At 50.3% G+C, this 12,156-nt stretch carries 9 protein-coding genes and 1 pseudogene; 7 read left to right on the top strand and 3 right to left on the bottom strand.

Annotation, left to right across the window (positions count from 1 at the left end):
* Positions 1 to 225: 225 nt before the first annotated feature.
* Both QMO62_RS28810 and QMO62_RS28805 read left to right on the top strand, forming a co-directional pair.
* Positions 226 to 1,370: pseudogene (locus tag QMO62_RS28810) on the top strand (IS3 family transposase).
* Positions 1,371 to 2,153: 783 nt separating this feature from the next.
* Positions 2,154 to 2,486: an HIT family protein gene (locus QMO62_RS28805; RefSeq protein ID WP_284646713.1), complete on the top strand. Its 333-nt coding sequence runs from the start codon at positions 2,154 to 2,156 to the stop codon at positions 2,484 to 2,486.
* Positions 2,487 to 2,543: 57 nt separating this feature from the next.
* On the opposite strand, the gene QMO62_RS28800 is transcribed toward QMO62_RS28805, so the two are convergent.
* Positions 2,544 to 2,855 (bottom strand): Sec62 family protein translocation protein, encoded by a 312-nt coding sequence (locus QMO62_RS28800; protein WP_284645937.1) that lies wholly within the window; start codon positions 2,853 to 2,855, stop codon positions 2,544 to 2,546.
* A gap of 213 nt (positions 2,856 to 3,068) precedes the next feature.
* On the opposite strand from QMO62_RS28800, the gene QMO62_RS28795 reads away from it, so the two are divergent.
* From QMO62_RS28795 to QMO62_RS28785, 3 genes are read left to right on the top strand one after another with little or no spacing between them, the layout of a single operon-like run.
* Complete coding sequence (locus QMO62_RS28795; protein ID WP_284645936.1) at positions 3,069 to 4,451, top strand: FAD-dependent oxidoreductase; 1,383 nt, start codon at positions 3,069 to 3,071, stop codon at positions 4,449 to 4,451.
* Between the two features lie 18 nt (positions 4,452 to 4,469).
* Complete coding sequence (locus QMO62_RS28790) at positions 4,470 to 5,879, top strand: MBL fold metallo-hydrolase (protein ID WP_284645935.1); 1,410 nt, start codon at positions 4,470 to 4,472, stop codon at positions 5,877 to 5,879.
* A 25-nt stretch (positions 5,880 to 5,904) separates the two neighbouring features.
* A complete protein-coding gene (locus QMO62_RS28785; protein ID WP_284645934.1) occupies positions 5,905 to 6,516 on the top strand; it encodes a histidine phosphatase family protein in 612 nt (203 codons plus the stop codon).
* Here the strand turns inward: QMO62_RS28785 and QMO62_RS28780 are convergent.
* Positions 6,503 to 7,312, bottom strand: a complete 810-nt coding sequence (locus QMO62_RS28780; protein WP_284645933.1) for a helix-turn-helix domain-containing protein — start codon at positions 7,310 to 7,312, stop codon at positions 6,503 to 6,505. The genes QMO62_RS28785 and QMO62_RS28780 overlap by 14 nt on opposite strands.
* 161 nt (positions 7,313 to 7,473) lie before the next feature.
* Here QMO62_RS28780 and QMO62_RS28775 point away from each other — a divergent pair, with 161 nt between their 5' ends.
* Positions 7,474 to 8,718: an ABC transporter substrate-binding protein gene (locus QMO62_RS28775; protein ID WP_284645932.1), complete on the top strand. Its 1,245-nt coding sequence runs from the start codon at positions 7,474 to 7,476 to the stop codon at positions 8,716 to 8,718.
* Between the two features lie 50 nt (positions 8,719 to 8,768).
* Here the strand turns inward: QMO62_RS28775 and QMO62_RS28770 are convergent, their stop codons facing one another.
* The gene (locus tag QMO62_RS28770) at positions 8,769 to 10,643 is read right to left on the bottom strand and encodes a DUF2264 domain-containing protein (protein WP_284645931.1); all 1,875 of its coding nucleotides are present in this window, start codon (positions 10,641 to 10,643) and stop codon (positions 8,769 to 8,771) included.
* A 248-nt stretch (positions 10,644 to 10,891) separates the two neighbouring features.
* On the opposite strand from QMO62_RS28770, the gene QMO62_RS28765 reads away from it, so the two are divergent.
* Positions 10,892 to 11,977: a Gfo/Idh/MocA family protein gene (locus QMO62_RS28765; protein WP_284645930.1), complete on the top strand. Its 1,086-nt coding sequence runs from the start codon at positions 10,892 to 10,894 to the stop codon at positions 11,975 to 11,977.
* The last annotated feature ends 179 nt before the right edge of the window (positions 11,978 to 12,156 follow it).

Below are 12,156 nucleotides of genomic sequence, written 5' to 3'. Positions count from 1 at the left end.
GATTTTTTCATCTTACGGTCGCTGATAAACACATATTTGGTACAGTAAGGTGAATTTATAACGTTACAAGGAGCGTTACCGGGCCGTGATAAGCACCGGACGCATTGTAACGCGATTTTTTCATCTTACAGTGGCAGATTGGAGCTAGACTAGAAAGTAGACACACTCTATCAGCGACCTGGTACAATAAAATAAACTAAAAGGTCGAGGTGTGTCATGGGAGATATTCGTCAGCATTTTGATGAAGAGTTCAAGCGTCAAACCGTAAAACACATGCAAGAGAGTGGGAAAACCCCAGCCGAAGTATCCAAGGAATTGGATATCCCCGTAAGCAGCATTCGGGCGTGGAGAAAGCAGTTTACCAACACGGGTGAAAAGTCGCAACTGTTTGTCGATTACGAACGACTCAAAAAGCTCGAAGAGATGAATCGAGAACTTCAAGAGGAGAACGAGATTCTAAAAAAGGCGATGCACTTCTTCACGAAAAACCGAGACTGATTTACGCGTTTATCCGTAAATTCCGCTTCCAGTTTCGTGTTGAGAAGATGTGCTCTGTGATGGGCGTTTCCCGAAGCGGTTACTACAAGTGGCTGAACCGAAAGCCGAGCGAACAGGAAAAGCTTCGCAAGAAACGGATGAAGCGAATCCAGCATCATTTCTATGCCTACAAGCGTCGTTACGGCAGTGATAAGATTGCAGCCAAATTGCGTGAAGAAGGCGATACCATCTCGACGAAAACAGTGGCTCGCCTGATGAAAGAGATGGGGCTGTGCTCTTGCACAGTGAAGAAATACAAAGCAACCACCAACTCGAAACATAATCAACCGGTGTATGACAATGTGTTAAACCGCGGCTTTAACGTACTTGCACCGAACAAGGTATGGGTAACAGATATTACGTACATTGGGACATCTCAGGGCTGGGTTTACCTAGCGAGCGTGATGGACCTCTACTCTCGCAAAATTGTCGGTTGGGCGCTTGGGGAGCGAATGACCAAAGAACTAGTGTTGGAGGCGTTTGACCAGGCTTGTGAACGGCAAAAGCCTCCTCCAGGTTTAATTCACCATTCTGATCGAGGCTCACAGTATGCCTCAAACGAATACCGCGAGCGGCTGACGAAGCATGAGATGATTGGCAGCATGAGTCGTAAGGGCAACTGCTACGACAATGCATGTATCGAGTCCTTCCACAGCGTAATGAAGAAAGAGCTCGTGTACCAAACGAAGTTTCACACCCGAAAACAGGCGTATGATGCAATTTACCGGTACATTGAGTTCGACTACAACCGGATCCGCATCCACTCGACGATTGGTTATCTCACCCCGCATCAGTGCGAGAAGAGGTACTATGAACAACACCGGGTCTCCTAGTTTCTGTGTCTACTTTCTTGACAGAGGTCCAGATGAACATATATTTCGTACAGTAAGGTGATTTCATAAAGTTACAAGGAGCATTACCGGGTCGTGATAAGCGCCAGACGCCACTGTAACGCGATCTATATGCCGCAGGTAACCCATTTCGAGGTGTACATTTTCAAAAAAGTTACGCGGTTTGTTTGGTCAAACGGATGTTCATGTTCAAATGATTTAGCGAATATTTAGACACGTTGTACGTTAGGTAACATAGTTCGCGATCGACAAACGCCCGTTTTTTGAGCCTTCGTGTAGTGCCCATGCCAAAGTATTATTTCAGATAAGTAAAGACACGTTCAATAGCCGTTCGCTGCTTAACAATTCGGCAAACTTAATGTGGGGAGGTCCTCCTTTTTTGTTTGCCGAAAAACCTTATTTCACCTGGGTTTTCTAATTATGAAATTGACTTATTGTGCAACTTTACAGAGAGCGCCTTGGAGTTTCCTCCGCGATCCTGCTCGCAAAGCTGTTCTTTAGCACAATTCGAGGAGCTTAGGCACAAGTCCGGCATGATTTGCTGCTGGTTCGCACAAATTTCCATACATGCTCGTCTTGGATGGCTGCCCAAAGTCAATTGCCCTGGGCCAGAGCCATAGCCGTTTCGGGGAACGGCGTATCTGGATAATTCCATATATTAGGGGCAAGGGAGACCCTTGTAGTTTATAAAAATTGATAATAAATTGAGTAGATCCACTGTAATTATGAGTAGGAAGACCATACGGCTTGAGCGGAGGGATCTATTTGACGGAGGATTTTTATTGCGATGAGGTATTAAGCGGTCGTACATCGGTACAGAAGGTAATGGAGACGCCTAACGTGCTGGCATATCATCACACTCGCCCGTATTATCCTGTTCACATCGTCACGATTCCTAAGAAGCATATTTCTTCTCTACTAACACTGGAACCGGAAGACAATGAGCTCTTACTGGAGCTGATGGACGTTGTTAAAAAGGTAGCATCGCAAGTGCAGTCCGAGTATGGAGCGTGCAGGGTGCTGACAAATTTGGGGAGGTACCAAGACTCCAAGCATCTTCATTTTCATGTATTCTACGGTGAACCACTCAGCGGATAACAAGGCGTTTCATACACAAAGGCAGCCGATGGGCTGCCTTTGTCGCACAGGGAACCGTTAATCGTACTTATCCTCTTCGACTCGAAGCTTATTGTGTACAATGAGCTCGGCTTCGGTTTCGAAGTTTAGATAGAGCGGCGCTGGAAGAAGGTCAATCATCTCTTGCACCATGGGCAGCTCCAAGAAGGCTTCAATCGTTTCAGGCTGTGGCTCTAAACCGGAAGCCCATTCCCGCACGGCGTCGATGAATCGATAAAAGGACGCTTCAAATGCGTTCGCTGCCGCTTCCGAATCCTCGTGATCCGCCCGAGCCATGGAGCTCCAGTTCTGTAAAGCGATCTGCAAGGCTTGTTCAACTTTGGGGCTCATTCCCAATCCTCCTTAACCTTCAGAATGGTTATCTATGCTAAAGTAAAGTATAAAGCTTCTCACGATGTCTTGTACACCTTAGGAGCTTTTGAAGTGAAACAAAATGCATCCCCCATGAATGAATACTGCATGTTCAGCCTCAGATCCCCTTACTATAATGAAATTGTGCTGGAAGCGGAACGATCCGTGACATGAAAAGGGAGAAGGTGCAGTATGGAAAACCGTTCAATAAGACAAGTAATCAAAACGCAGGTTCTGGTGCTGGGCGGCGGCGCAGGAGGGGTGGGGGCTGCAATAGCCGCTGCGCGTGAAGGGGCGGAGACCATCCTGGTGGATCGTCAAGGCTTTCTAGGCGGTAACATGACCATTGGTCTGCCATTATTGGCTTTCCTGGATGCTCAAGGACGGCAGGTCACAGGCGGGCTGCCTCAAGAGATGGTGGATCGTTTGATCGAGCTCGGGGGCTCCTTCGGGCATAGAGAATGCCCGTTACATAACTCAACTACGGTAATAGACCCCAATTTAATGAAAATCGTCGTTTTTGAAAAAATCAAGCAGTACGGTGTGAAGCCTCTATTACACTGTGAAATTATCGGGACGAATGTGGAAGAGGGAGAACTAAGGTCTGTTATTGTAAAAGGAAAAGGCAAGGAAATCGAAATCTTCGCCGATGTGTTTGTGGATGCGACAGGTGACGGCGATGTTGCCTATATGGCCGGAGCAGAGTATGAAAAAGGGCAGTACGCGAATGGAGAAACACAGCCGCCTACGCTCATGTTTACCGTCGGGGGCTTCGATCTGGAACGATTTATGGATTTCTTGCAGGATCATCCGGAAGAATTAAAGCATGGATCCTCTATGAAGATTCGTCCCGGATATACGGCCGAGTTTTTGCGGGCCAGCGAAAACCATGTGTTCGTCGGATTAAAAAACACGATTTCGAGGCTGCGGAAAGAAGGAAAGTGCCCGATCGACCGTGACACGATTATTTATATTAACTTGCCAAGAGAAGGGTACATTGCATTAAATTGCATTCGCATTCTGAACTTTGACGGCACTAAGCTTGAAGAGCTGAGCAGAGGCGAGATCGAATCCAACCTGCAAATCATCCCGCTCATTACTATGCTAAAAGAACATATCCCCGGCTTTGAACATATTTACTTGTCCTCCATTGCGCCGTTCCTGGGGATTCGTGAAACACGGCGCATTATCGGCAAGCAGATGATCCGCGAGGAAGCGGCTGTCAACGGTGTCATCCCGGAGGATACGATCGCGCTAGGATCGTACATTATCGATATTCACAGCGGCTCGGGGGATTCCACCCTGATCCGATCGCTGGCGGGTCCTTACGGGATCACCTACGGGGCGACGATTGCCAAAGATGTGAAACGGCTGATGCTAAGCGGACGGTGCATCAGTGTCGATCCGGTGGTGTTCGGCTCCTCTCGGGTCATGCCGACTTGTATGGCGGTTGGCGAGGGCGTGGGAATCGGCGCTGCCTTAGCTGCACAGAACCGTATTGCCCCCGAAGATGTGGATGTCCAAACGATAAGACACAAATTACGAGAGTACGGTGCCATACTTTCGTTAGTATAACTTTAGGAGGCGGTAATCTTGCAGGAAGGACAGTTGACTTTTTTTGGCGGCGTCGCCAAGTCCGGAGGCGTTCAGGTGCTTTTCGGCAAAGGGAAGCAGGCCGTATTGTTCGATTTTGGTGTGGAGCACAGCAGCCTGCTGTTTCCTAAACAGCTGACGCTGTATGAGCCGGTAGCCGCCACGCCGGGGCGCGAGCTGCGCCAGTATTTGCTCGGCGGAATGACTGCGCCGCTGCCGGAGCTGTACGACCCCGAGCAGCAGAAAGGACTGGATTTCGCCAAGGTGCGGCGGGCCTGGGGGGACTGCGAGCTCCCGCAATACGAGCAGATCCGTTTGTTTATCGGACATATGCATACGGATCACATGGCGGTGCTTCCGTTTGTCCACCCGGATATGCCGGTTTATATGAACCATGACGCTTATTCGTTATTCCGGGGAATGGTGGCCGGCGGCCATTGCGCAGATACGAAGGCCAAGATCACGGCGTGCGACGATTTGACCGTCATCGATTTCGGAGAATTTACGATGCAAATCGTCGAGATGGACCATAATGCGACGGGGGCTGCGGGCATCATCCTTAATGACGGCACGTATAAAATCGCTTATACGGGAGATTGGCGCCGTCAAGGCAAACATCCGGAACGAATCGATCGGTTCATTGATCTATGCCGTGAGAGCCGGGTCGATCTGCTGATTACCGAGGGAACACGGCTTCCCTCCGATCCGGCCAAAGCGCCTTCCTTCCAGATGACGGAGGATGAGCTGCTGGACCGTTACTCGGAAATCGTAGGCAGTGCGGACGGACTTGTGTATCTACAGATGTCGCCACGCGACCTTGAGCGAATGGCCAATATGATCGCCATTGCGACGGAGAGAGGGAGAAAGGTCGCCATGGAAGCATCACAAGCGATCATCTGGCATACCGCGAACCGTGAAGGCATACGAATTTTGCGGGACCACCCGGCTCTGGAAGTGCCGATCCGTATCGTCGACGCAACCGTGACGGAGGACCGGGAGCTCCCGTATGAGACGGTCTCTTTGGAGGAAATGGCCGAACGGAAGGAGGAATATGTGTATTTCTTTAAATTCCCCGATCTTGCCCATATGATCGAATTGGAGGCGCTCGGCGATAGGCAAGACCGTTCCCATTTCATTCAATCGGATTACAGTGTAAAGCTCGATCATGCCGACGTAGCGCGATTCCTTAAGTCATACGGCATCACCGGCCATTCGTTATCCAACGGGGGTCACGCTCACCCCGAGGCGATCTCCGACATGATCAAGCGAATCTCGCCCCAAGCGGTCATTACGCTGCACAGCCGTTATCCGGAGTCGCAAGACACCAGAGGAGTGAAAGCTTATTTTCCGCAAAAAGGGGAGACGGTATCAATATCATCCATAATAGCCGCCGCAAGTGCAGCGATGTAAGCATTCAAGAAGGAGAAGATATACGATGGCCTTGACTACTATTACTTTCGTGAGACACGGCATTACCGATCATAACATTCAGAGAAGAGCGCAGGGCCATACGCAAAATCCGCTGAATGAAACGGGGAGGGCACAAGCGTCCTTAGTTGCGAAGCGGCTTTCCGAGGAGGGCTGGGACGTGTTTATTTCCAGCGACCTTAGAAGGGCCCGGGAGACGGCGGAAATCATATCGGCTGCACTCGGCCGGCCTGTCGATTTCTTCGATGAACGCCTTCGGGAAATGGATAGAGGCAAAATCGCCGACACCATCGAATCGGAACGGATCGAGCGGTGGGGGGAGAACTGGAGAGACCTGGATATGGGACAAGAAACCCATGAGTCGATGCGAGCCCGCGGTAAGAGCTTTGTCCAGGATATCGCATCGCGGTATGCCGGCAAGAAGGTGCTCGTCGTCACGCACGGCTATTTTCTGGGTCAAACCCTGAAGGAGCTGATGCAGGACGAGAGCACCGGCGACGAACTGCGCAATACTTCCGTAACGACAATTGCGCAAAAAGGCGAAAAGTGGGAATATTTGCTATATGATTGCGTGAAGCACTTGCCCGAAACATCCGGAAATGCCGTTAAACGCGGTTAAGCTCGCGGTATTTCGACGGGCTCATGCCCATGGATTGAGCAAATACCCGGCTTAAATAGAAGCCGTTCTCAAAGCCGCAGCGGGAAGCGATTTGATTCAGCGTCAAGTCGGTATCCAGCAGCAGACCGGCTGCTTTGCGGATGCGCAGCGACCGGACGAAGTCCGACGGGGTCATGCGGAACGATCTGCGGAAACGGCGAGTAAACTGCACGGGGCTAAGTCCGAGCATATGGGACAGCTCGCTCATGCCGAAAGGACTATGAGCATGCCGGTACAGCCATTCCGCCGCCCGGTTCATCAGAGCATCCTCCGAATCCGCGAGGCGTGACAGCTCATCCTGCCGGTGCTCTCCTTCCCATACCTCGCAGCTAAGCTGCCATATATCATTAAGGATCATTTGCTTGCGCAGGGCGCTGCGCGGATCAACTGCGAGATGAAGCTTTCGCAAATAAGCGAAGTTCGACGCCAGCCGCTTGCCGTCCGCCGGAAGGGAGAGGACGGACGGCGGCTGCGGCTCGGGCAACGGACTGCCCGCAAATTCGAAGCCGATGTAATGAAGCCCTAGCGGAGACACCATCTCGCGATAAAACGTCAACCCCGGCGGACAGTAAATTAGTTCCCCGGGACCTGCTTCCCCCCTCTCCGCTCCGATCCGGAACCGGAATTTGCCCGTTTCAACGGCAAACAGTACCCAAACGGGATACGAGTCCGCATTCATTTCAAACTTTTCTTTCCGTTCGAAGTAAGCATGAGAAACCATTAGCAGAGTCTGATCCCACAAAGCAGGCGCATCCATAGTTTGGCTCCTTATATGAAATAAAGTATATTCTACATGAATGATTGCTGTATGTTCAAGAAATAAATTGCTGTGTAATATGAAATGGTAAGCGTTTGCATAGAAAGGGTGGTAAATCGTTGAAAACTCGAACAGCGTTGTTGGCAATTTCTGTGATGATAATGGCAGCAGGATGTGGAAGCGGAAACGAAGGCACGCCGAAAGCAGTGGAACAGACCGTAAACACACAGCCTGTTACACTTAAGTTTGCCGTGCACCTTCCCATTAACGACGAATTTACACGGCTGTATATTGAACCGGTCACCAAGAAGTACCCCCATATTACTCTGGAGCTCATTAGCGCCAACACGTTTAAGATTTACGATCAGATCATTGCATCGGGCGAGCTACCCGACCTCTACCTCTCGTTTAACGGGAATATGCCGGGGTTGAAAGAGCGCGGACTTACCATGGATATGAAGCCTCTTTTTCAGCAGCATAAAGTGGACCTGAGCCGATTCGGCCAAAACTATCTGGACGATATTCAATACGCCGCAACCGAAAAAGGGGAATTGTATGGTCTCCCGATCGAAACCGGATTTCATGCGCTGTACTACAATAAGGATATCTTCGATAAATTCGGAGTCCCGTACCCGAAGGACGGCATGACCATGGAGGATGCCTTGGAGCTTGCCAAGAAGCTGACGCGGCTTGACAACGGCATCCAGTACCGCGGATGGGATTTGGGCAGCATCGTCAGAATGGCCCAGCCTCTCGGTTTGGAATATATCGACCGCAAAACGGAGAAGCCGATGATGTCCAGCGAAGGCTGGAAGCGCGTGTTCGAACTCGGAAAGCAAATTTACTCCATTCCCGGTAACGAGCCGTCGAAGGACGCGAATAAGAACAGAGTCAACGGTTTTATCAAGGATCGTTCGATTGCGATGCTGAATGAAACGAACCTGTTCTCCCGGCTTAAGGAAGCGGAGAAAGAAGGATTCAACTGGGACGTTGTCCAGCATCCGTATTACAAGGATAGACCGAATATTTATGGGAATTCGACGGTGTATATGGTAGGAGCGGTTCCGACAACAAAGCATATGGATCAAGTGCTTCAAGTTATGGAAGTGCTGACCTCGGATGAGGTGCAGATGAACGTGTCCAAGGCCGGCCGCATCTCCCCGTTAACCAGCGATGCCGTTCTGAAGGTGTTTGGGCAGAATGATCCTTCCCTAAGCGGCAAGAACGTCGCGGGTATAGTCAAAAGCAAACCGGTGAAATACCCGACCTACTTATATAGGGAAATCGCCGAGCCATTGACCACCAAGAAATTCGACGAGCTGTTGAAGGGCTCGCAGGATGTGAACTCGGCGCTCAGGGAGCTCGACGAGGAGATCGACAAAGCTGTCCAGGCTGAAAAGAAATAGCATAGGGGAGAAGACGGAAAGGGCTGCCCGTTCGGGAGGCCCTTCTGCAGTTAACGGATTCTTTGTTGAAAAACCGGCTTCGTGTCGCCCGGCATCGTAATGATAAGATGCTCGTTGCTAAGCTCGGACTTTGGAGGCATGCTCCAAAGCTTCAATGATGTGTCATCGAATGGTTCGCCGAATACGGCAGTGGCGATCCAGTGAGTCCCCCTTTGCAGTGCAGCCCTTAGCGTCGGAATGACGGTTCGCTTATGGATCAAATTCGTATTCGCGTTCGGATAAATCAACTCTAAGCTTCCACTGCCGTATAATAACTTTATTCCGCTGATCCCATTGCCGAATTGTGCAAACAGCCCATCTACCGATTGCTGCTGAACCATCCCGGTGGATGCTGCTGCATTCGAATCGGCTTCCATACCCAGAGCGAATCCGCCCTCCGCCGCATCCAAATCTCTAGCCGTTTCCACCCGATGGACCCTCACATGCCAGGGGCTTCCCGGAATGATCCAGGTCCGCACCTTTACATTCTCCCAAGGCATCCATCTGGCATAGATCCCTTCTTCCGTAACGGATATTTCTTCACATCTTCTCTTTACCCGATATAAATTATCGCCTTCGCTCAAGGCAAGCATGGAGTCGTAGGCGCCCTGAGCGAGTCCCCACTCCGCTCTGGGTACGCTGAATCCGAAAAAAGTAGAATAGACGAATTTTTCGTATTTAGCGGATGTATGCGTATGTTCATTCGTCGATAAGTGCCCGGAATTAAAAGCAAGGACATGAGCTCCCGCGGTTGTATTACGTCGGCATATGACGAGATGGGGGGCTTGTTGTACCGATTGGTTTTCCATTGCGGGCAACGGCAGCTCCTCTTCATGCCAGAACGAATGATCATCCGGTAATGCTAAGGGGAGAAATGATTTCAAAGCCCAATAGGGCGAGCCAGGGGCATTATAATTTTCCGCCATGACCAGGTTAGGGTACGCATAGCCGATACTTAAAGTGCCATCGTTGTTAAATATCGGCTGTCGGAACCACCACCTTAGGTTTCTGAGTAGTATTCCTTTCATTACTCCCAGAGGGAACGGGTGTACTTCAGCAAAGACCAGCGCAGCCCAGAAGGCTGATTGTGAGAACCGATAAGAAAGACTCCGGCCATACGGCAAAGCGGCACCATCTTCTGCAAACCAATAAATGAACTGTTTGGCAAATTGTGCGGCGCGATCCTTGTACAGGCGGGACCTCACCGGATCTTCATCTTCCATGAGCTTAGCGTAGAGCAGCCCGTAATAATGGAGTGCAAACGGAATATAGTAATCGCTGTGACCTTTCACTCCGTCTGCATACCAGCCTTCGGAAAGATAGAAGCGCTCGATTTCATCCAACGTACGGTAGGTGAGTACTTTATCGTAGGGCAGCCCGGCCTTTTTAAAGCCGACTTGAACCAATACCCGGAAAAACAGCCAGTTGCAGTCCCAAAGCTTACTTTCGTTAATGGACCGTAGCCACGTCGCTAGTCTGTCTAGATCGGCACGGTTCAGCCATTCCTTACATGTGTCCGGAATGAGTGCAAGAGCAAATCCGAAAGCGGCCATCTCGACAGAGCGCTGATCATAATCCGTTGCGGCACCCCAATATTCTTCATGGTCCGGGTTGGTGCCATTGATGATGCCCTGCTTATATATTTCAGTGAGTTCCGAGGTCCCCCCGCCGGCTAGCAGAGGGACAAGTCCCCAAAGAATTCGCGAAAACCCTTCGTATCCCGCTACATCATCACTATAGCTGGCACCGCTGTGACCCATTTGCAGCCGGGCGGAGCCTTTGCTGTAGTAAGACTTTAACGGATCGGTCAATTGAGCGAAAGCAATGCGTAAATTCTCTTTTGTTTTCAACGGATTTTGTGCAATCGGTAAATGGGAATGCAGCATTATAGGTAATGCCTCCTGGCTGTAAATGAATGATAATGATGATTATAACGCAGAAGCAGCTGCAAAAATCACATTTCGGGAAACAAGTAAAAATTGACGAAAAGAACGTCGAAATAGCGTTATCTATAGGGATTCTCCGGCTAGCTATGCTAAAATAACTTTGATGCACGATATATGTACAGGTAAAATCGTGAGTTAATAATATTATTAAAGGGTGCAGAAACATTGGTATAGGCAGGTGCTGAGTAATGAGTCAAACGGAGCAAAAAATTACATTCGGTATTATCGGCGGCGGCTGGAGGGCTGAGTTTTATCTTCGCATTGCCCAAGCGCTCCCTTCCCGGTTCGAGGTCGCCGGAATGGTTGTTCGCGATGCGGAAAAAGGGAAACGGATCGAAAGCATGTTTGGAGTACGGACCTACCGCAGCTTGGATAAGATGCTCGAAGCTTCGGATCCCTCGTTTATCGTATTGTCCGTTCCTTGGGTAGCATGTCCCGGATATATTGCCGAGCTTACGGAGCGTGGAGTACCGGTACTGTCGGAGACGCCTCCTGCGCCTGATCTGTCCGGTTTGATCGAGCTCCAGAGGTTCACTGACGCCGGGGCGAAAATTCAGGTCGCAGAGCAATATCCGTTTCAGCCGCGAAATCAGGCGATCCTGGACATCGTCCGGTCGGGAAAGCTAGGTGAGATTTCGCATGCCCAAGTAAGCTTGGCTCATGGCTATCACGGGATTGCTCTGCTTCGCAAGTGTTTGGGTGTAGGCTTCGATGAGGTAAGGATTACTGCCAAACGGTTCGGTTCACGCATTACGGCAGGACCGGACCGCGGGGGGGAACCGCAGCGGGAGGAGCTTATTCCTACCCATCAAGATATCGCCTGGTTCGAGTTTCCGGATAAACATGGAGTATTCGATTTTACCAGAGACCAGTATTTCTCGTGGATCCGGTCCCCGCGAGTTCTGATCCGGGGTACCCGCGGGGAAATCCACAACGATACCGTACGTTATCTTCATAACTTTCATACGCCCGTTCAAGCGGAGCTTCGGAGAATGAATGCAGGAGAGAACGGGAACCTTGAGGGCTATTATCTCAAGGGTATTTTGCTGGGTGAGGCGTGGGTGTATTCCAACGAATTCGTCCCGGCGCGTTTGACGGACGATGAGCTCGCGATCGCCACCTGCCTCCGCAAAATGTACGATTACGTGAATGGCGGCGAAAGCTTCTATTCCTTGGCGGAGGCTTCGCATGATCACTATCTCAACCTTTTGCTTGGCAAAGCGCTTGAGAGCGGTATGACGGTCACAAGCGAGCGGCAGCCCTGGATGGGATAGGGCGTAGCATCCGGTTCCTCAGGATACATATACAATGCAAGAAGAACAAGCGGAATAACAAAGCCGCTTGTTCTTCTCTTTTAGTGGTATTGTCCAGGAGGAGACACTGAGGCAAACGCATCATTTTGTTAGCGGCTTCAAGTTATGATAGTTTTTCCCTCGAAGATTGTGATAACATT

The organism is Paenibacillus silviterrae (assembly GCF_030167925.1).
GTDB classification, from domain to species: Bacteria; Bacillota; Bacilli; order Paenibacillales; family NBRC-103111; genus Paenibacillus_G; species Paenibacillus_G silviterrae.
This window is presented reverse-complemented; position numbering and strand designations above follow the sequence as displayed.